This window comes from Streptomyces sp. NPDC022552 (assembly GCF_055561875.1).
This window is the reverse complement of the sequence record NZ_JBVHGJ010000013.1, coordinates 209449-229931: the sequence shown is the minus strand read 5'-3', so window position 1 is coordinate 229931 and position 20483 is coordinate 209449. Positions and strand designations below refer to the sequence as shown.

The following is a 20483-nucleotide window of genomic DNA, read 5'->3' as shown; positions in this document are numbered from 1 at the left end:
GTCAACCTCAAGATCCTGCTCTTCAACAACCGGATCTACGGACTCACCAAGGGCCAGTACAGCCCCACCTCCGAGGTCGGCAAGATCACCAAATCGACCCCCATGGGCTCCCTCGACGCCCCCTTCAACCCGGTCTCCCTCGCCATCGGCGCCGAAGCCTCCTTCGTCGCCCGCACCGTCGACTCCGACCGCAAACACCTCACCGAGGTCCTGCGACAGGCCGCCGACCACCCCGGCACCGCCCTCGTGGAGATCTACCAGAACTGCAACATCTTCAACGACGGCGCCTTCGAAGCCCTCAAGGACAAGGACCAGGCACAGGAAGCCGTGATCCGGCTGGAGCACGGGCAGCCGATCCGCTTCGGAGCCGGCCAGGACAAGGGAGTCGTACGGGACCCGGCCACCGGCGATCTGAAGGTCGTCACGGTCACCCCCGAGAACGAGAGCGCGATCCTGGTCCACGACGCCCACACGGCCTCGCCGACCACCGCGTTCGCGCTCTCCCGCCTCGCCGACCCGGACACCCTCCACCAGACCCCCATCGGCGTCTTCCGCTCGGTGAAGCGGCCGGTCTACGACACGCTCATGGCCGACCAGCTCGACACGGCCGTCGAACAGCACGGCAAGGGCGACCTGGGGCAGCTGCTCACCGGCAACGACACCTGGACCGTCGTCGGCTGACCCGAGCCCATCGCATCCTGACGGCGAAGCCCGGCCCCGCACGAGCGGGGCCGGGCTTCGCCGTGGAGGGGTAAACGGCGTGTCCACAGGGGGAGTTGGGGCGGTAGAGCAGAGGAGGGGAGCGCGAGGCGGCATGTCGTTCCACGTATAGCCTTCCAGTAGACAACGGCTAGTGCTGCTGTCTATTCTGGTTCCACCCTCTCCGTGCGGAGCGGGTTCGTCGCCGCTCCTACCGGCTCATGGTGTGGCCCCGCGCGTGCGGCCGGGCCCACACCGCCTCATGTCCTCCCGCGGTCCACCGCGTCTCCACCCTCGACTCACCCAAGGGAAGTGCCCACCGTGCTCACCAGGATCGCCGAACTCGCACTGCGCAGAACCCGGTTACTTCTTGTGATCGCCGCCGCCGCCGTCGTGCTCATGGGCGCGTTGGGTGTCGGAGCCTTCGGCAAGCTGCTCAGCGGCGGCTTCGACGACCCCGACGCACCCTCCGCGCGAGCCCAGAGCGTCATCGACGAGAAGTTCGGCGGCGAGACGGACCTCGTCCTGCTCGTCCGTGCCGTGGACGGAAGCCCGCTCGACTCGCCGGCCGTCGAGGAGCGGGGCCGTACCCTCACCGAGGGACTCAAGAAGGACTCGACGGTCGGCAACGTCATCTCGTACTGGGACACCGGAGCCGAGGCCCTGACCTCGCACGACGGCAAGAAGGCGCTCGTCCTCGCCCATGTGAACGGCGACGAGAACGAACGCGCCGACCTCGCCAAGGAACTGATCGAGGAGTACGGCGGCGTCAAGAACGGCGTCGACGTCCAGGCCGGCGGCCTCTCCGCGATCATGAACGACGTCACCACCCAGGTCGGCAAGGACCTCGCGGTGGCCGAGGCCATCGCCGTACCCATCACCCTCATCCTGCTCGTCCTCGCCTTCGGCAGCGTGGTCGCGGCGCTCCTTCCGCTGGTCATCGGCATGTTCGCGGTCATGGGGACCTTCGCCGAGCTCTTCGTCATCGGCAGCGCCACCGAGGTCTCCGTCTTCGCGATCAACCTGACGACCGCCCTCGGTCTCGGCCTGGGCATCGACTACGCGCTGCTGCTCGTCAGCCGTTTCCGCGAGCAGCTGGCCGCGGGCGCGGAGGTCGACGACGCCCTGCGCCGCACCGTCCAGACGGCGGGCCGGACGATCGTGTTCTCGGCGGCCACGGTCGTCGCCGCGCTCGCCGCCCTGCTCATCTTCCCGCCCTTCTTCCTCCGCTCCTTCGCCTACGCGGGCATCGGCGTCGTCCTCATCTCGGCGCTCAGCGCCCTCTTCGTCATCCCGCCGCTGCTCGCCGCCCTCGGGGCACGTGTGAACAAGGGCCGTCTGCCCTGGGCCGCACGCGTGCAGCGCACCGACACGCCGTTCTGGGGCAAGCTCGCCGCCGTCGTCATGCGCAGGCCCGCGCTGACCGCGCTCCCGGTGCTCGCCATCATGCTGCTGGCCGCGAGCCCCCTGCTCTCCGTCACGTTCGGTACTCCGGACGAGCGCGTCCTGCCCGAGAGCGCGGGCAGCCGCCAGGTGGCCACCCAGCTCAAGGAGGACTTCCCCGGCGACGACAACAACGCCGTACAGATCGTCGCGCTGAACGGCGCCACGGGGGCCGCCTTCCAGGACTACGCGAAGGAGGTGTCCCGCCTGGACGGCGTCGAGCAGGTGGCCACCAGCACCGGCTCGTACCGCGACGGCACCCCGGGCAAGCCCGGCCCCGCCGCCGCGGCCCTCGGCCGCGACGACGCCCAGCGGCTCGTCGTCACCATCGGCCACGAGACCAAGTCGGAGGAGGCCCAGAGTCTGGCCAAGGAGATCCGCGCGGTCGAACCGCCCGCCGGCACCGAGGTGCTCGTCGGCGGCCAGGACGCCCGTCTGGTCGACTCCAAGCACTCCATCGGCGTCCGCCTGCCCATCGCCGCCGGACTGATCGTCGTCACCACCTTCATCCTGCTCTTCCTCTTCACCGGTAGCGTCGTCCAGCCCCTGCGCGCACTGCTGCTGAACGCGGTCAGCCTCACGGCCTCGGTCGGCGTGATGGTCTGGATCTTCGAGGACGGTCATCTCTCCTCCTGGCTCGGCTTCACCCCGCAGCCGCTGGACACCTCGATGACCGTGCTGTTCTTCTGCGTGGCCTTCGGACTCTCGATGGACTACGAGGTGTTCGTGACCAGCCGGATGAAGGAGCTCCACGACGCGGGTCACGACCGCGACACCGTCGTGACGCAGGGTCTCGCCAGGACCGGACGGATCGTCACCGTCGCCGCCGGTCTGCTCTCGGTCAGCTTCTTCGCCTTCGGCACCAGCGACATCAGCTTCCTGATGATGTTCGGCATCGGCAGCGGTCTCGCCGTCGTCATCGACGCGCTCCTCGTGCGTGGCGTCCTCGTGCCCGCGGCGATGCGGATCCTCGGCGGCGCCGCCTGGTACGCCCCGCGGAGTCTGCGCAAGCTGCACGACCGCGTCGGCCTCAGCGAGGGCGACCCGGCGGACGACGCGGAGCGGCAGCCGGTTCCGGCCGCCTGAGCCGCCCGTAACCCGGCACGCACAAGGCCTCCCCGGCAGCCACTCGGCAGCCGGGGAGGCCTCGTCGTTCCCCCGACATGACCGTGGCGGCCGGCGCTCCTGCGTCGCCGACCGCCACGGAGTCCGGGCAGGATGCTCAGTACAGGGGGTCGGCCTTCATCAGGCCCGCGGCGATGAGCACCCGCGAGACGAGGCCCACGGCCGTGATCCCCAGCACCTGGGACGCCTTGAACGCCGGCGGCAGGCTCATGACCGTCTTCCGCGCGGCCCGGTGACTGCTGTGCGGGCCGAAGAGCCGGTAGACGTGGGGCGTCTGGGAGCCGCACCAGAGCCGGAGGGCCAGCCGCGGATCCAGGGCCAGGGCCGGGTGCCAGGGGAGGCAGCCGATCACCTTGGCGAAGTCGAGCATGTAGTGGTTGTAGTGGACCAGGGTGCGCAGGTCGGGGTTGCCGTGGAAGACCTCGTTCTCGTACGAGGCCTGCCGCTCGATCAGGTTCTGGAGCCGTACCCGGTCCGGCAGCGCCTTCTTGCCGCTGCACAGCAGGGCGAAGTACCGGCTCTGCATCTCGGAGCACGCCGGAACGCCGCCGGCGGCCGGCCGGGCCCAGCCGATGAACACCACGCCGAGGCCGAGGTCCGGATGGATCATGTGCTTGTACAGCCTGCGCACATCGGTGACGTTCACGTCCTTCAGGATGCTGAAGTCCTCGATGTAGCCGGTGTTGAGCATGATCGTGTCGATCTGTTCGCGTCGGCCGTCCTTGAAGAGGACGTAGTCCTTGCCGAGCCGCTCGATGCCCGACGCGTTCACCGTCAGGGTGTTGTCGACGATCCGGTGGATGAACGCGTCGTTCTTCGTCAGGAAGTGGTTGAAGAAGTGCGGGTTCTTCGCGTTCCACGCGGCCACGGCCCGGGCGGCGGCCGTCCTGCCCCGGCTCTTGTTCCGGTTCATCCCGAGCCGCATGAAGGTGCCGGCGGCGGCCAGGGGGACCGAGTGCAGCAGCTGCGAGGTGTAGGCGTCGTTGGTGAACGGCCGGCCGGCCGGGTACCTCTCGACGATCGGCTGGTAGCGGCGCACGGACAGGGTGCAGCTCTCCGTCACCTGGGCGATCTCGTTGACGACGTCCGCCGCCGTCTCGCCGATCCCCACGCAGAGGACCCGCTTCCCGCGGAACGGCTCGGCGTTCCGGTAGTGGGCCGAGTGGACGATCTCACCCGCGAAGTCCTCCTGGCCGGGCAGATCGATGTAGTTCGGCACCCGGTGCGTCCCGGTGGAGATGGCGACCGAGTCGAACCGGTGCACCGTCCTGTTCTCGGGTGCGTCCGCCGGGGCGACCTCGACGTCGTACCCGCCGCTGTCGTTCCTGGCCACGCTCAGCACATCGGTCCCGTACCGGATGGTGGGGAGCAGGTCGAACTTCTCGGCGAAGTCCCGCAGATACTGCCGGTACTCGCCCGCGGACCAGTACAGCCTCTCCTGGCCGAGCGGGGGAGGGAAGCTGGAGAAGGTCATCATGTAATTGGAGATGGTGAGCATCGTCGAGTCGTAGGCGCCCGCCTCGTCGGCGCCGACTTCTGCCCGGAACACCCCGCCCAGCTCGGTGTTGCGGTCGAAGCAGGTCACCTCATGACCTTCGTCCAGAAGCTCCTTTATCGCAACGAGACCCGACGGACCAGCGCCGATGACACAGACACTCTTCCTCATTCTTACCTCTTCGCCTTGGAGTGTTCCTCTGATGTGACGTGGTTTCGCTGGGGCCGACGCTCCGGTCGGTCAGCGGCTCTCGAAATGGACCGGCAGGCTCTCGTAGCCGGTGAGGAAGTTCGAGTAGAGGGGCCGGGGCGTCCCGCGCAGCTCCATCCGCGCGACCTTGTCCACCAGCGCGCTCAGCAGCGCCCGCAGTTCGGCCCGGCCGAGGAAGGCGCCCAGGCAGTAGTGCGGGCCGTGGCCGAACGACAGGTGCCGGTTGGGCGTACGGGACAGGTCGAGCCGCCGCGGCCGGTCGAAGACCGACTCGTCGTTGTTGGCCGAGATGTTCCACAGCGTGACGATGTCGCCGTCACGGATCCGCTGCCCGCCGATCTCGAAGTCCTCGACGGCGGTCCGTGCGAGATGGATGCCGGGCGTCGCCCAGCGGATGATCTCCTCCACCGCCGTGTCGAAGGAGACCTCGCCCGTCCGCAGCGCCTGCCACTGGTCGGGGTTCTCGATGAGCGAGAGCACCGCGCAGATCGCCGAGAGGCGGGATGTCTCGTCGCCGCCGAGAATCAGGCTGTAGCAGTTGACGGCCATTTCCTCGACGGTCAGCCGACGGCCCTCGAACTCCGCGGTCGCGAGCATGCTGATGACGTCGCTGCCCGGGTGGTCGCGCCGTTGCTCTGCCAGTTCCATGAAGTACAGCACGATCTCGTTGCGGGCGCCGATCGCGTCGAGCTGACTGCTGTCCGCGCGATCCGACGACAGCGCCATCTTGTTCCACTGCAACAGCTGTGCGCGGTCCGCGGCCGGAACGGACAGCAGATCGCAGATCGTGTTCATCGGGATCTTCTCGGCCACCTCGGCCGCGAAGTCGCACGTTCCCCTCTCGACCACGGCCGACATGAGTGCGTCGGTACGCTGCCGGACCTTCTCGACGACCTCGCCGAGGACCCGCGGGGTGAACGCGGTGAACATCAGATTCCGCAGACTGCGGTGCCGTGCGCCGTCGGTGACCGCCAGCATGCTCCCGCCGGCGGAGTCGTCGCCGCGCAGCACGACGTCGAGGACGTTTCCGCGGGCGGAACTCAGCGCCGAATGATGGAAAAGCGACTGGATGTCCGCGTAACGGGACACCACCCAGAAACCGGGATTCCGGTCCGTGGGTTCGTGCCAGTGGACGGGACGCCGCGCACGCACTTCGCGCCAGAACTCGTGGACGTCGTTCTCGGCGAAGGTGGCCGGATCCGTCAGGTCCAGGGAACGAACATGGAGAGCGGGCTGACTCATTGCCTCAGATTGGCAGCCGGCCCCGTGTACCGCCCGGATTCTTGCCGGTTCCTTTCCGCCACGACCCGGCGCCGGGGAAGCGGTCCATGGCGCCCCACCTGGGGCCACGCGGCACCGCACCCGCGTATTCCGGCCTCCCGGTGAGAAGTGACGAAAAGGCGCATCCAGTTGCGTGGTGTTTCCTGAATCTCCGACGGCACGTCAGTCCTAGACTCTGCGACCTCGAAGCCGCCCGCATCGCGGCGCCGACGGTCCGGACCAGTGAAGGAAGCGGAACCTGTGCAGTCCCCCAACCCGAGGCCCGGCAGGATCGGGCGGCCGCCCCGCCTGTCCCGAGACGCGATCCTCGTCGCCGCGCAGCGCGTGCTCGACGAGGAAGGGGCGGAGCACCTGTCCATGCGGCGCCTGGCCAAGGAGCTGTCCAGCACGCCCATGGCCCTGTACCACCATGTGCTGGACAAGGACGAGCTGTTGATGCTCCTGCTCGACGCGTACGTCGAGCGGATTCCCCGGCCCGAAATCCCCGAGCACCCGCGTGAACGCCTCATCACCGGGGCGCAGGCGCTCCACGACATCCTCGAAGGCTGCCCCTGGGGGGTGGAGGTCCTCGCCTCCGACAAGTTCGTGAGCGCCTCGGCGATGCGGATCGTGGAGAGCATCGTCGAAGCCCTGGTGGTCTGCGGGCTGAGTCCGGCCGACGCCGTCTACGCCTATCGCGTCATCTGGTCGTACATCGTCGGTGGTCTGACGGCGCGTTCGCAGCGCGAGCGCGCCGCGGGCCGGCCGGCGCGGCCCCTCCGGGAACGGGTCATGGCGTCCGCCGAGGGGGCGGACCGTCCGCGGCCCGCAGCCTCCTCCGGGCCCGCCGACGACCGGCGGCGGGGCCTCGAAGCCGTGATCGACGGACTGCTCACCCAGAACGCGCGCTGACCCGAGGTCGACCGGAATCTATAGTTCCGTTATAGCGGCCACTTAGCCTCTCCTAAGTCGAGCTTGACCAGGCCACATCTGGGGCCAGAATGAGGGCGAGCCGATTTTTCGTACGCGTATGCTGCGGTCATGCGTCCTTGCGGTGACGAAGGGGGAGCCGGGTGAGTATTGATGTCCTGGTATTCGATGAACTGCATTTGTCCCGGGCCTCGCTCACGGCATTACTGGATCAGCGTGGCGAGATCAGGGTCGCCGGAGCCGTGGACACCAATCGCGCCGCACTGGAGTTCGCCGAATTGTGCCGGCCGGATGTGACGATCATGAGCTACGAAGGCCGGGACGACGAAACCATCGAAATAGCCGAGAAGATCTCGAGCCTGCCTGACTGTCGCACCCTGCTGCTGGCCACCGCGTGTACCCGGTCGGTCGTCCGGAGGGCTTTCACGGGGGAGATCGCCGGTATGGTCCGGCGCAATGTCTCCCCCGGCCGTTTTCTCGAGGCCATTCGCATGGTGCATCAGGGCGAGCGGGTCTTCGACGCGGCGCTGACCGTGGCGGCGGTGGCCAACGAGGACTGTCCCCTGAGCGTGCGTCAGCTGTCCGTGCTCGAACTACTCTCCCGCGGGGACACGGTGGTGGAGATCGCGGGAAAGCTGTGCCTTTCCGAAGGCACCGTGCGCAACTACCTTTCCGATGTGGTGACGAAGCTGGGAGTGCGCAACCGGATCGACGCGTTGCGCGTCGCTCGGGACGCCCACTGGATCTGAACCGGAGCACCCGCACCGGCTCTTCAGGGCGCGGCCGTCCCGGCCGGGTGACGAACGCACGCGCGGCCGTTCGCTTCTCCCCTTGCTGGGCGTCGAATCGATCCATACGCTGGCGGGAAGTCCGGTGGGACCGACGTCATTCGCATGCTCCGACTGCGACGTGGGCCGCGCGAGGCGTTCCGCTCTCCCTGACGTGATCCGGGAACGGCACCTGTCGGCACGCCACTTCCTCACGGTTCGGAGAGCTGAATCCCATGGAATCCCGCGGCCGACGCGTCGGCCGGCCACGCCGTCTCTCGCGGGAGGCGATCCTCCGCAGCGCCGAGCGGATCCTCATGGAAGAAGGGGCGGAGCACCTGTCCATGCGCCGCCTGGCGAAGGACATGTCCAGCACGCCCATGGCGCTGTACCACCACGTCAAGGGCAAGGACGAACTGCTGCTCCTCCTGCTGGAGGTACGCACCGAGCGCCTGCCCCGGGAGGAACTGCCGCGCGAACCGCGCGAGAGGCTCCTCGCGGGCGCCCGCAGCCTCCACGAGATGCTCGCGGACTGCCCCTGGGCGGTGGACGCGCTGACCCCCGACGACCGTGTGAGCACCCCGACGAGACGCATCGTCGAGAGCATGATCGACGCCGCGGTCGCCTGCGGACTGAGCCATGAGAGGGCCCTCTACGCCTACCGCGTGATCTGGTACTACACCCTCGGTGAGCTGCTCGTCCGCTTCAGCCGGGAGCGTGCCCGACGGCAGGGCGGCAGCACGCCCTGGGAGCGGGCCGTGCTCTCGCTCGACCCGGACGCCTATCCCCTCCTGGCCGGCCTCGGCGGCCAGTTGACCGAGAGGGCGGGAACGGGCCACTACCAGCGAGGACTCGAGGCCGTCGTCGACGGCCTCCTGCGCCAGGGCGTCGCCTGACGGCATCGCGCGACGTTCACGGGTGAGGGGTCAGGTGCTCGACCACGCCCGGAACTGGCGCAGCCCGTACAGCAGGGGCGGCCGCGGACGATGCCGTACGATCCGGTGCGCCTCACCGAAGACGATCACATGGTCGCCGATGGTCTGGGTCAGGGAGACGACACAGTCCGCCACCGTATGGGCGTCACGCACCAGATGGGGCCCGGAGGCGTCCGCGTCCTGCTCCCACGGGAGAAGATCGAACCGGTGCGGGTTGCCCGAGGCGAACAACTCGGCGGCGTCCTGGGCGCCTTCGTGCAGCAGGTTGACCGTGAACGCGCCACGGTCCAGGGCGGCGGCCAGGGTCGGGCTGCCCGAGCGCAGACACACCAGCAGCGTCGGCGGGGCGAGGGCGACGCTGCACACCGAGGAACAGGTCATCCCCCACGGCGCTCCGGCCGCGTCGACGCTGGTGACCACGCACACCCCGGTGGGGAAGCCGCTCATCATGGTGCGGAACTCCTTGGGCGTCGCCCCGGCCACCGTGACCTGGGGCGAGTCGGCCGTGGTCGAGTGCTCGCTCATCGGACGCTGCCTTCCGTAGCCACGGTACGGGGGGTCACGGCAGGCTCCGGCACGGCGCCGCGCCGCTCGGCCCGGTCGACGACCTGGAGCAGCGGGCCGGTCATCGCCGTGGTCGCCAGAGCCATCACCACCAGGGCGAGAACCAGCGGCGCGGGCAGGATGCCGGCGCTGTAACCGGCCTGGATCACGATCAGTTCGGTCAGACCCCTGGTGTTCATCAGGACGGCGATCCGGGCCGCCGGCCAGCGGCGCGAGCCGGCGAACCGCGCGCCGAGGTAGCCGCCCAGCAGCTTGCCCACACAGCCCAGCACCAGCGTGCCGACGATCAGTGTCCAGGACGAGGCGGTGAAGGCCTTGATGAGCACGGTGACGCCGGTGACCACGAAGAAGATCGGTGTCAGCAGCCGCCCGGTGCGCGACACGGCGTCCACCGGCTTGGCCCAGGGGGCGAGGTCCTCGCCGGGGATCGCCAGCCCGACCATCGCGGCGCCGACGATGGCGGTCATGCCGAAGTGCTCGGTCAGCATCGCGGTACCCAGCGCGGCACCGCCCAGGAGGACCGCGGTGGTCCTCGGCATCCGGCGGCACAGCCGGCGTGCCGTGCCGGTGCGCAGTCCGAGCCGGAGCAGCAGGGCGCAGCTGCCGCCCGCGAGGAGCGCGCCGAGGGATTCCCACAGGCCTCCGAGGTTGCCCGCGCCGAGCCCGATGGCCAGGGTGAGCAGGATCCAGCCCATGCTGTCCATGACGATGGCGGAGGCCAGCGAGAGCCGTCCTTCGGCCGAGTCGCTCAAGCCCCGGTCGCCGAGGATCCGGGAGAGCACGGGAACCGCGGTGATCGACATCGTCACCGCCACCATCAGGAGGAAGGCGGGCAGCGGCACATCGCCCCGGGCCGCCTCGTCGTCGGTGAGCGCGATCAGGCCCACCAGCAGCAGGCCCGTGGTGAGGGGCACCACGAAGGCGCCGGCGGTCAGCGCCGTGAGCGCCTGCCGCGGCGGCCCGCCGGGCCCCGGCCGCAACTTGTGGGCGAGGCCGACCAGATAGAGCACCAGCCCCACCTGACCGACCAGCTTGAGTACGTCGATGACGGCGGCCGGCAGCAGGGCGTCGAACAGGGCACGGTCGGACAGGGCGAGCACGACGGGGCCGACCAGCAGGCCGACCGTGACCTCGCCGACCACCTCCGGCTGACCCAGCCACCGGGCGGCTGCCCGGCCGGCGCGTGCCAGGACCAGGAGGGCGGCGAGCGCCACGATCACGTGCGCGGCTCTCGAGAAGAACTCCGAGGGATCCATGATGTCGGGGGGCCTTTCGTGGCTGTTCCGGTTCGGTCGGTCCTAACAAGGGCGCGCGGCGGTCGTGGGCCCGCGCCCGCGTTCCGGCGTGCGGTGCTTCGAGGAGCCGTGGTTGTCGGCGTCGTGACCGGACCGGTCGACGAGCGCGTCAGCGCTGTTCCGGGACCTGCGGATAGCGGGCGATGATCGCCTCGCTCGCCTTGGGGCCACGGGCGAAGAGGAAGTCGGCCGTGTCGAGGCGCCGGCCGGTCACCCGGTCCACCACGACCGGGTCCGCCTCCGCCCCCGTCGCGGCGTCCACCACGACGAGGCTGCGGTCCTCCGGGCACAGCCGGCGATTGCCGTACGCGGCCATGGCCAGGATCAGCGGACGCAGGGCGCGGCCGCTGTCGGTCGGCCGGTACTTCCGGTCCTCCGGCGCCGCCGCCCCGTCCTCGGTTTCGAGCAGGCCCCTCGTGACGAGCTGGGCCATCCGGTCCCGGAGCATCTCGGCGGGCGTCTCCAGATTGCGTCGGATCGCCTCGTACCGGTCATGGCCGTCGAGGACCTCGTGCAGGATCTCCAGGGTCCACCACGGGCCGATGACCCCGACCGTACGGGCGAGCGGGCAGTCGGGGATCCGCGCCTTCGGGCCGGCCTGCCGCGATGACTCCGTACGCCCGGCCTCCGTGCCGCTCAAGAGTTCGCTACTCACCGTCAGCTCCCATGGGCGATCGGAAACGTCTGGTGCCAGCCTGTGGTGTCGCCGGGGCCGACGAGGACGACCGGAAAGAAAACGGCAAGACCCGGTCGGGCCCCCGGGCCGGTCGGCACGCCGGGAGAGCGCCCCTGATCAGCGGTTCGGGCTCCGAGGCGCCGACGACGTGGCCTGGGAGAGCAGTCCGTCGACGAGGGCGCCGAGCGTGGAGGGAAAGGTGTCCAGCGCGGCCAGCGCCGTCCATCGGTCGTTGAGGGCGGTCAGGTGGGGCAGCTGGTCCGCGTCGAGTTCGTTGACGAACGCGGCGAGGCCGGCGGACGGCTCGTCCTGCGCCTGCGCCTGCGCGTCGGTGGAGTGGTCGCGGATGAGGACCTCGCCGACCGTGAAGTACCAGATGTTGCGGAAGACCTGCACAGCCTGTTCGGGCGTGCACCCGTGGTCGATCGAGCCGGACAGGATGTCCTCGATCAGCCGCAGGGCAGGGGTGCTGAGCCGGGAGATGAACCGGTCGCTGGTGAGCACCTCGGCGGACAACGGCCACTCGGTGAGGGCGTCGTGGATCGCGGTGGCGGCCGCGACGATGCGGTCCCGCGGCTCACCGGACTGCTCGGGGTGGGGAATCTGCTGCGCGTACTCGTGGATCAGGAGGAGCAGCAGGTCCTCCTTGTCCCGTACGTGGTGGTACAGCGTCGTCGCCCCGATGCCGATCTCGGCGGCCAGTCCGCGGATCGTCAGCTTGTCCCAGCCGCTCTCGTCGATGAGCCGACGGGCCACGGTGAGGATCTGCGTACGGGAGGTCACGGGTGGGCGGCCGACGCGGCCGGGCGTGGGATTGGTACGGGGCACGGTCCCATCATGCCTTTCCGTGAGGGCCGTGATGACCTCGGCTTCGTGCGCCCGGTGCGCGGGCGGGCCCCGTCACCAGGCGGCGGTCCCGCCGCGGCCGCGAGCCCGGAACACGGGCGACGGCGACGGCGGGACCGCCCCCGAGCGGCGTCGGGGACACCGGTCCCTCACGAGGACTGAGAGGCCTTCAGGGCCTTCTTGTCGATCTTGCCCACCGGGGTGTGGGGAAGGTCGGAGACGATGATCAGCTCGTCCGGCAGCTTGTACGACGCGAGGCCGCGGCCGCGGATGTGGTCCCGGATCGCGCGCAGCGTGACCTGGTCCGCGGCGTCGCCCGCGTCGCCGTCGAGGACGACGAACACACAGAGGCGCTCGTCGAGTTCGTCGTCGGGGACGCCGACCACCGCGGTGTCCCGGACCAGCGGATGCGTCAGCACATGGCCCTCCACCTCCTCGGCCGAGACCTTCTCGCCCAGGTGATGGATGATGTCCTTCAGTCGGCCCTCGATGACGACGTTCCCGTCCTCGGTCATCCGGGCCAGGTCGCCCGAGCGGTAGAACCCGTCCGCGGTGAACGACCGGCGGTTGTGGTCCGGCGCGGCGAAGTAGCCCCGGATCGTGTACGGGCCACGGGTGAGCAGCTCGCCGATCTCGCCGGTGGCGACCTCACGGTCCTCGGAGTCGACGATCCTGATCTCGTCGTCCGGGCACACCGGCCTGCCCTCGGTGCCGAAGACGACCTCCGGCGGATCCTCCGGACGCGTATGCGTGATCAGCCCCTCACCGATGCCGTACACGTTCATGAGGCGGCAGCCGAGGCTCTCGCTCACCCGGGCCGCCGCGGCGGGCCCGAACTTGGAGCTGCCCACCTGGATGGTCACCCCGGACATGTCGACCGGGATGGTCCGCGCGGCCTCCGCCCACAGCAGGGCCAGCGCCGGAACCAGGGTCGTGAGGGTCACCCCCTCCCGCTCGATCAGCGGAAACACATGATCGGGGCTGGGGTTCGAGGCGAGTACGGCCTTCCCGCCGAGGATCACCGCACCCAGCGCCCCCGGGCAGCCCAGCGCGGCATTGTGCGGCACGGGGTTCGCGGCGAGGTAGACGCCGCTGTCGTCGAACTCCACGACCCGGGCACAGGCCGCGATGTTGTACGCGTAGTCGTCGTGGGTCCGGGGGATCAGCTTCGGCACACCGGTGGTTCCCCCGGAGAGCAGCAGCAGCGCCACCTCCGACGAGTCGACCGGCGCCAGTTCCCGCACGTCGGACCGGGCGAGTTCGGAGAGCGGTGTGAACTCCGCCGCGTCGCCGTCGACCACGACGTGCCGCAGTCCGGGCGCGTCGCGGCGCACCTCGCGGGCAAGCGCCCGGTAGTCGAAGCCCTGGAACCGGTCCGGACCTACGTAGGCCACCGCGTCGGAGGCGCGCGCCAGATGGAGGATCTCGTCGCGGCGATGACCGGGCAGCGCCAGCACCGGGATCGCGCCGATGCCGAACAGCGCGATGACGGTGGAGAGGAAGCCGATCCGGTTCGGCAGATGCACCACCACCCGGTCGCGGTGGCCGATGCCGAGATCGAGCAGACCGGACGCGATGCGGTCGGCCTCCTCGACCAGCTCGGCGTAGCTCGTCCGCCGGGCCCCGTCCACCGCGGCCGTCCTGCCCGGGTGGCGCGCGGCCCTGGCGTCGATCAACTGCCGCAGGGAGGCCCCCGCCCAGTAGCCGGCGTGGCGGTAGCGTTCGGCGAAGTCGGGTGGCCAGGGAACGAACCCGTCCAGCATGTGTCCTCCTCGGGTCGAGACGCCCTCAGGTTCGGGCACCGGCTCCCGGGGCCGTGTCCATCCCGACAGAGCTTTGACAGATTGCCTCGGGCACCCGACGGGTTTCGGTGAAGCTCGGTGGCGTGAATCGCATACGAACGCGTGACCGAGGTTGGGTGCGGGCCCTCAACAGCGTGGAGCGCCCGGCCCGTCGGCTGGTGTGCTTTCCACACTCCGGAGGCTCGGCGGCCACGTTCCGTGACTGGTCGTCGGCCGTGCCCGGGGACTGCGAGCTGCTCGCCGTGCAGTATCCGGGGCACGCCGACCGGATCGCCGAGGAGCCCGCGAGCAGCGTGGCCGAGATCGCGGCCCACGTCGTCGCGGAGCTCCTGGACCTGGACCCCGTTCCGTGCGCCCTGTTCGGACACAGCCTGGGCGCGCTCGTCGCGTACGAGACCGCCCGCGTGCTACAGGACCGCGCGAGACCCGTACGGAACCTCTTCGTCTCGGGTGCGCCCGCGCCGAGCCGGGCGGGTGGCGGGACCACACACCTGGCGACCGACGACGACCTGTGGTCCGGCCTGCGGGATCTCGGCGGGATCGACCCCGTCGTCGCCGACGACGCCGAGCTGAGGGAGCTGCTGCTGCCGGTCGTACGGGCGGACATCGGGCTCAGCGAGACCTACCGCGCGGACCCGCACGCCGAGCCGCTGGACTGCTGGATCCGCTGCTACCGCACCACCGAGGACCCCCTGGTCGACGGTGAGCGGCTGGCGGCCTGGGCCGCGGTCGGCACCGGCCGGTTCAGCGCACGGACCTGGCCGGGTGGACACTTCGGCCTCGTCTCGGACCCGGCCGAGCTGATCGCCGACCTCGTCGCGGCCTTCGCCGAGGGCGTGGTCGTCCGATGACCCTGGCCGGAAAGTCGGTCGTGGTCACAGGAGCGGCCACGGGCATCGGCCGCGGGATCACGGAGTGCCTGCTGAAGGCGGGCGCCGGCGTGACGGTCGTCGGGCGCCGCGAGGAACCGCTGCGGGACCTGGCGGACCGCTTCGGCTCCGCCGTCGCCTGGGTGGCCCAGGACGTCGGCGCGCCCGGCGCCGCCGAGCGGATCGTCACGACGGCGACCGACAGCTTCGGCAGGGTCGACGCGGTCGTCAACAACGCGGGCCTGGCCCGGTTCGGCCGGCTCGACGAGACCGACCCCGCGCAGTTCGACGCGATGTTCGCGGTCAACGTCCGCGCGCCCGCCGAACTGACGCGTCACGCGCTGCCCCAACTGCGGGCCAACCGCGGCAGCGTCGTCAACATCTCGTCCGTGGGCGGAGTGGTCTCCATGCCGGGGCGTGCCTTCTACGGCGCGACCAAGGCGGCCGTCAACAGCCTGACACGGTCGCTGGCCAGGGAACTCGCCCCGGACGTACGGGTGAACGCCATCCTGCCCGGTCCGGTGGACACCCCGATGTGGAGCGAGACCGGTCTGGACGAGGCGGGCACCGAGCAGTTGCGTGTCGACCTCCTCGCGTCGACCCCGATGGGCCGGTTCGGAGAGGCCACGGAGATCGGCCGATGGGTGTGCCTGCTGCTCGACACGGAGACGTCGGGCTGGGTCACCGGCGCGCTGATCCCGGTCGACGGTGGGCGCACGGCATGACCGATCGTGCGCGTTCGAAAGAAGAACTCAACGGAGCAAAGGTGGTACGAGCGTGAGCCGGGACATCCTGTCCGCCGCGGAATCGATTCCTTCGTCGTGTCTGCACCGCATCTTCCGTGCCGCGGAGCGGCGTGAGGTGGAATCCGGCGCCGAGGTGGTGAAGCTGCACGTCGGTGACCCCTACTTCAACCCCTCCGACGACGTCGCCGACGCGTTCGTCGACGCCGTGCGGCGGGGCGACACCAAGTACACCGGCGTGGAGGGCCTGGGCGAGCTCCGCGAGGCGGTCGTCGACAAGCTCCGCACCGACAACGAGGTGGACAGCGCGGTCTCCCGCCTGCTGATCACCCCGGGGTCGTGCCAGGGCCTGGCCGCCCTGCTGCAGACGCTGGCCGAGCCCGGCGCCGAGATCCTCGTCCCGGAACTCCACTGGCCCGTCCACCTCCAGCAGGCTCTGCTCGCCGGCTTCCGTCCGGTGCTGTACCCGCTCGGGCCCGGTCTGCGGCCCGACCCCGAGGTGATCGCCGCGGCCGCGACCCCGCGCACCCGGGTCCTGCTGATCAACTCCCCGGCCAACCCGACCGGTGTCGTCCTCGACCGCGGGGAGCTCCAGACCCTGCTGGACCTGGCGCGCGGGCGCGGCTGGCACGTCATCAGCGACGAGGCCTACGAGCACTTCCTCTACGACAGCGAGCACACCTCGGTGGCCTCGCTCGAGCGGGACCTCCCGCCTGCCGAACGCATCGTGCACAGCGTCTTCAGCTTCTCGAAGAGCTTCGCCATGACCGGCTACCGGCTCGGCTGTGTCGCACTCGCCGACGACCGGGCCGCCGACGTGATGAAGGTCGTCCAGGAGGCGAACATCATCGGCACGTCGACCCCCGTGCAGCACGCCGGGATCGCCGCGCTGAACAGCCGCGCCGAATCGACGGCCGTCAACCGCAAGAAGGTGCAGCACAACCGGGACGTCATCCTGTCGCCGCTCGTCGAGGCCGGGCTCCTGCGCGAACTGCCGGCCGGCGGCTGGTACGCGATGCTCGACGTCGCCCGGACCGGCCTGGACGCCGAGACGTTCGCGACCCGGCTCCTGGAGAGCAAGGGCGTCGCGGTCGTACCGGGCGAGGGCTTCGCCATGCGGCCCGACGCGGACGACCGGGGCCGGGTCCGCTCCCATGACTACGCCCCCTGGGCGCGGCACCTGGTCCGGGTCGCGTTCTGCGTGGACCCGACGTCCCTGGAGACCGGGGTGACCCGCCTCCTGGAGTTCGTCGACGAGTGCGGCGACAACGTCGCAGCAGGGTGAATTTCGATCAGGCCGGCCGGCGCGAAGGAAGTGAGGACATCATGAGCAAGAGCGTTGTCATCGTGGGTGGCGGGACGGCGGGCTGGATGACCGCCTCGTATCTGAAGGCGGCGTTCGGGGACCGGCTCGCGGTCACCCTCGTCGAGTCCAGGAACGTGCCCACGATCGGTGTGGGAGAGGCGTCGTTCAGCACGATCCGCCACTTCTTCGCCTATCTCGGCCTCGAAGAGTCGGACTGGATGCCCGAATGTCACGCGACCTACAAGCTGGGGATCCGCTACGACAACTGGCGAGCCGAGGGGCATCACTTCTACCACCCCTTCGAACGGCCGCGGACGATCGAGGGTGTGTCGCTCGCCGACTGGTGGCTGCACAAGCGGCCCAGCGCCGACTACGACAGGGACTGCTCCGTGATCGCGGCGCTCTGCGAGGCGAAGAGCTCGCCCCGGCAGTTCGAGGGAAGCCTCCTCGCGCTCGGGGCCGGCGAGCGGGACCCGGCGGCCGTCGGCCGGTCCACGATGGCCCAGCAGACGACCCAGTTCCCGTACGCCTACCAGTTCGACGCGACGCTGCTGGCGAAGCTCCTCACGGGATACGGCACGGATCGCGGCGTCCGGCACGTGCTGGACGACGTCGTCGACGTCGCGGTGGACGAGCGTGGTGACATCACGCACGTCCGCACCAAGGAGAGCGGCGACCTCTCGGGCGACCTCTTCATCGACTGCACCGGCTTCCGCAGCATGCTGCTCAACAAGAAGCTGGCCGTGCCGTTCCTCTCCTACCAGGACACCCTGCCGAACGACAGCGCCGTCGCGCTGCGCGTGCCCATGGAGATGGCCGACCAGGGCATGGGCCCGTACACCCGGGCGAGCGCCCAGGCCGCCGGCTGGATCTGGACCATTCCGCTGTACGGCCGGACCGGCACGGGTTACGTCTACGCGAGCGACTACTGCACCCCGGAGGAGGCCGAGCGCACGCTGCGCGCCTACGTCGGGCCGGCCGCGGAGGACCTGGAGGCCAACCACATCAGGATGCGGATCGGCCGCAGCGAGAACTCCTGGGTGAACAACTGCGTGGCGATCGGTCTCTCCAGCGGCTTCGTCGAGCCGCTCGAGTCGACGGGCATCTTCTTCATCCAGAACGCGATCGAGCAGCTGGTCAAGCACTTCCCCGGCGGCCGGAACGACGAGCAGCTGCGAGTCTCGTACAACCGTCAGGTGGCCAACGTCATGGACGGCGTACGGGAGTTCCTCGTGCTCCACTACGTCGCCGCCAAGCGGAACGACAACGCGTACTGGCGCGATGCCAAGACCCGCACGATGCCGGACGCGCTGGCCGGGCGCATCGAGCAGTGGAAGGCGAAGCTCCCCGACGAGGACACGATCTTCCCGTACTACCACGGCTTCGAGCCCTACTCCTACACCGCGATGATCCTGGGACTCGGGGGCCTCGACGTACGTCCGCTGCCCGGCCTGGCCCTGATGGACGACATTGCCGCGGTCAAGGAACTCCAGTCGGTCCGCGACCAGGCCAGGTCCCTGGTCGAGACGCTGCCGAGCCACGCGGACTACATCGCCCACGTCCACCGCCGGAGGACGACGGGCGCCTGACGGACGGCCTCCCCGCAGGACGGAGCCGGTGGGGTGGGATGCGAGACGCATCCCTCCCCACCGGCTCTTGGCGTCTGTCGGCTGATTCATTCCTCCGGCCCCCGCATGAGGAACGCACAGTGGCCGATGCGGTGCGAACCTGGTCCGTCGTGATCTCGCGCTGTTAGCGTCTCCATCGCCCGCCGAATTGCGGACCGGAGGGCCTGAAAGACTTTCCTTCTCCTGAGGAGTTGTACGGAATGCCCAACGCCTTCGAGGACGACAGCCGGGAATATCTCGCGCTGTGCAACGACGAGGAACAGTATTCGCTCTGGCCGCACGGAAACGCCGTACCCGAAGGCTGGCGCGTGGTGTACGGCCCCGAGTCCCGGGAAAAGGTCGTCGACCATGTCGACCGGGTGTGGACGGACATGCGCCCGAAAAGCCTGCGACACGTGCAGGCCGGGCACGAGGACGTGCCGGCCTGATCGGTCGTACGAGAGCGCACCTGGTCCGGATGCCGAGGGAAAAGGGTTCTGGGGGATACCTGTGACGACAGATGTGAAAAGCCGGGTAAAATTCGTCCGATGGCCGGCCGAGCGCGACATGCGCGAGCAGTGCAAGGTCAGGGGGCACCTCTGTCTGCTCGTGGTCGAGCACGGTGCGCCCCCGCCGGACCAGCTGAGCTTCTACGAGGACTGGGTGCGCCCCCCGATCGTCCAGGAGGATCTCCAGGCCCGGGTGCGTCAGCTGGCGGCTCGGGCCGTTCTCAAGTCGCAGCCCGTCCTCGACCCGGCAGGCATCCTCTACTTCAAGGACCTGTCCGTCACCCTGTCCCTGACGCAGTGCGAGATGCTGGCGCCGCTCGTGGCCCGCTACTGCCAGATCATCTACCGGACCGAACTGCGGGAGATCCTGGAACACTCCGGGTCCAGCTCGTCCAGCAACGCGCTGGATCTGCACGTGATGCGGCTGCGCCGGCGCCTGCAACTGGTGGGGCTCGCGGTGCGCAACGTATGGGGGCGCGGGTTCGTCCTGGAGCCGGTCTAGGGCCGTACGCCGGCCCCGCCCGGGCGGGTCAGGAGGTCGCGACGGTGAGGCCGACGTGCGCCTGGCTGCGCAGCTCGCGGAGTTCCGCGAACGGGAGATGACATCGGCTCAGCAGGTACTCGGCGCCCGACGTGCCGCCGGTTCCGGCGTGGCTGCCCATGATCTTCGTGACCAGGCCGACATGGCCGACCTGCCATCGGAAGTAGCCGTTGCCCAGCTCGAGCAGCGCCTCGATGATCCGGTAGTGGACGCCCGCCTCGATCCCGGACCGCGCGAGGTCGGCGACCGTGTGACCCGACCTGGCGACCCACGCGGTGAACGACTCGTAGAGCGGACCGTCCTGCTTCGAGTGACCGATGAGCTTCGCCAGCCGGTGGAACTGCTTCGACTGCGCGCCGCTCGCCGTTCCGAGGACCTCCCTGAACTGGGCGAAGTCGCTCAGCGGCAGACGGTCGAGAGCGACCAGCTGGGTGTGCAGCACATGGACGAGGTCCGCGGAACGGTGCAGGAGATCGACGATCCATTCCGCGTCGGAGGTGTCGTCGGTCGTCGTGAACACATCGATGACGGCTTCCAGGTCCGCGATCGTCTGCCGGAGCCACAGCTCGCTCGCCTGGTGGGCGACGATGAAGAACTGTTCCGACAGAACAGTGGACTTCAGGGCCGAGGAGCCGGCGGTGCGAGGCTTCTGGAGGGACAGCAAGGTATCCAGTTCCAAGTAGTCCTGATAGGTCACGTCATCGGTCACTTGATTCCCTCTCTCCGCGACGAACTCGTACCGTGTGCGCCTTCGGTCAGCACGGTCGGGCAACTGGGCAGCGTTGCCGGGCACCACGTCATTATGTGGCGGCCCTTGGCCCTGCGAGCTTCGAGGAAAGAGTTCTTTCACGGCTTGTCCGG

At 69.6% G+C, this 20483-nt stretch carries 19 protein-coding genes; 11 read left to right on the top strand and 8 right to left on the bottom strand.

The annotated features are described in order from the left end of the window. A partial coding sequence (locus tag ACZ3OF_RS28780) for a thiamine pyrophosphate-dependent enzyme (protein WP_467307648.1) occupies positions 1-681 on the top strand: 681 nt, incomplete at its 5' end. Positions 682-1020: 339 nt separating this feature from the next. After that, complete coding sequence (locus tag ACZ3OF_RS28775) at positions 1021-3228, top strand: MMPL family transporter (protein WP_467307646.1); 2208 nt, start codon at positions 1021-1023, stop codon at positions 3226-3228. A gap of 136 nt (positions 3229-3364) precedes the next feature. Here the strand turns inward: ACZ3OF_RS28775 and ACZ3OF_RS28770 are convergent, their stop codons facing one another. Continuing rightward, complete coding sequence (locus ACZ3OF_RS28770) at positions 3365-4933, bottom strand: flavin-containing monooxygenase (protein WP_361674748.1); 1569 nt, start codon at positions 4931-4933, stop codon at positions 3365-3367. A gap of 69 nt (positions 4934-5002) precedes the next feature. Then, a complete protein-coding gene (locus ACZ3OF_RS28765) occupies positions 5003-6214 on the bottom strand; it encodes a cytochrome P450 (protein ID WP_361674746.1) in 1212 nt (403 codons plus the stop codon). Between the two features lie 279 nt (positions 6215-6493). Between ACZ3OF_RS28765 and ACZ3OF_RS28760 the strand changes: the two genes are divergently transcribed. From ACZ3OF_RS28760 to ACZ3OF_RS28750, 3 genes are all read left to right on the top strand, one after another. Then, entirely contained in the window at positions 6494-7144 is a 651-nt protein-coding gene (locus ACZ3OF_RS28760) for a TetR/AcrR family transcriptional regulator (RefSeq protein WP_467307643.1), read from the top strand. A gap of 161 nt (positions 7145-7305) precedes the next feature. Then, positions 7306-7911: a response regulator transcription factor gene (locus ACZ3OF_RS28755; protein ID WP_361674742.1), complete on the top strand. Its 606-nt coding sequence runs from the start codon at positions 7306-7308 to the stop codon at positions 7909-7911. Positions 7912-8165: 254 nt separating this feature from the next. Then, a complete protein-coding gene (locus tag ACZ3OF_RS28750) occupies positions 8166-8825 on the top strand; it encodes a TetR/AcrR family transcriptional regulator (RefSeq protein ID WP_467307641.1) in 660 nt (219 codons plus the stop codon). Positions 8826-8855: 30 nt separating this feature from the next. Here ACZ3OF_RS28750 and ACZ3OF_RS28745 read toward each other — a convergent pair whose 3' ends face one another. The 5 genes from ACZ3OF_RS28745 to ACZ3OF_RS28725 all read right to left on the bottom strand — a co-directional run bounded on the left by ACZ3OF_RS28745 (position 8856) and on the right by ACZ3OF_RS28725 (position 14008). Beyond that, complete coding sequence (locus ACZ3OF_RS28745; protein WP_361674738.1) at positions 8856-9389, bottom strand: flavin reductase family protein; 534 nt, start codon at positions 9387-9389, stop codon at positions 8856-8858. Further along, positions 9386-10684, bottom strand: a complete 1299-nt coding sequence (locus ACZ3OF_RS28740; RefSeq protein WP_361674736.1) for a cation:proton antiporter — start codon at positions 10682-10684, stop codon at positions 9386-9388. Before ACZ3OF_RS28740 ends, ACZ3OF_RS28745 begins: the two co-directional genes overlap by 4 nt. A 148-nt stretch (positions 10685-10832) precedes the next feature. Continuing rightward, positions 10833-11378 carry a winged helix-turn-helix transcriptional regulator gene (locus ACZ3OF_RS28735; RefSeq protein WP_467307638.1) on the bottom strand — a complete coding sequence of 182 codons (546 nt, stop codon included), beginning with the start codon at positions 11376-11378 and terminating at the stop codon, positions 10833-10835. Positions 11379-11516: 138 nt separating this feature from the next. Continuing rightward, positions 11517-12227: a TetR/AcrR family transcriptional regulator gene (locus tag ACZ3OF_RS28730; RefSeq protein WP_467307636.1), complete on the bottom strand. Its 711-nt coding sequence runs from the start codon at positions 12225-12227 to the stop codon at positions 11517-11519. A 167-nt stretch (positions 12228-12394) separates the two neighbouring features. Beyond that, entirely contained in the window at positions 12395-14008 is a 1614-nt protein-coding gene (locus tag ACZ3OF_RS28725; RefSeq protein ID WP_467307634.1) for a (2,3-dihydroxybenzoyl)adenylate synthase, read from the bottom strand. A 122-nt stretch (positions 14009-14130) separates the two neighbouring features. On the opposite strand from ACZ3OF_RS28725, the gene ACZ3OF_RS28720 reads away from it, so the two are divergent. From ACZ3OF_RS28720 to ACZ3OF_RS28695, 6 genes are all read left to right on the top strand, one after another. Then, positions 14131-14898 (top strand): thioesterase II family protein, encoded by a 768-nt coding sequence (locus ACZ3OF_RS28720; RefSeq protein WP_361674728.1) that lies wholly within the window; start codon positions 14131-14133, stop codon positions 14896-14898. After that, the gene (locus ACZ3OF_RS28715; protein ID WP_361674726.1) at positions 14895-15641 is read left to right on the top strand and encodes an SDR family NAD(P)-dependent oxidoreductase; all 747 of its coding nucleotides are present in this window, start codon (positions 14895-14897) and stop codon (positions 15639-15641) included. The genes ACZ3OF_RS28720 and ACZ3OF_RS28715 overlap by 4 nt, the downstream gene beginning before the upstream one ends. 52 nt (positions 15642-15693) lie before the next feature. Further along, on the top strand, positions 15694-16944 hold the full coding sequence (locus tag ACZ3OF_RS28710; protein ID WP_467307631.1) for a pyridoxal phosphate-dependent aminotransferase: 1251 nt from the start codon (positions 15694-15696) through the stop codon (positions 16942-16944). Positions 16945-16985: 41 nt separating this feature from the next. Further along, positions 16986-18554, top strand: coding sequence for a tryptophan halogenase family protein (locus tag ACZ3OF_RS28705; protein WP_361674722.1), 1569 nt, complete (start codon positions 16986-16988; stop codon positions 18552-18554). A gap of 239 nt (positions 18555-18793) precedes the next feature. Then, a complete protein-coding gene (locus tag ACZ3OF_RS28700) occupies positions 18794-19021 on the top strand; it encodes an MbtH family protein (protein WP_361674720.1) in 228 nt (75 codons plus the stop codon). A gap of 118 nt (positions 19022-19139) precedes the next feature. Beyond that, positions 19140-19583 (top strand): helix-turn-helix domain-containing protein, encoded by a 444-nt coding sequence (locus ACZ3OF_RS28695; RefSeq protein ID WP_352191734.1) that lies wholly within the window; start codon positions 19140-19142, stop codon positions 19581-19583. 28 nt (positions 19584-19611) lie between these two features. On the opposite strand, the gene ACZ3OF_RS28690 is transcribed toward ACZ3OF_RS28695, so the two are convergent. Continuing rightward, on the bottom strand, positions 19612-20331 hold the full coding sequence (locus tag ACZ3OF_RS28690) for a tryptophan 2,3-dioxygenase family protein (RefSeq protein WP_361674718.1): 720 nt from the start codon (positions 20329-20331) through the stop codon (positions 19612-19614). Positions 20332-20483: the final 152 nt, after the last annotated feature.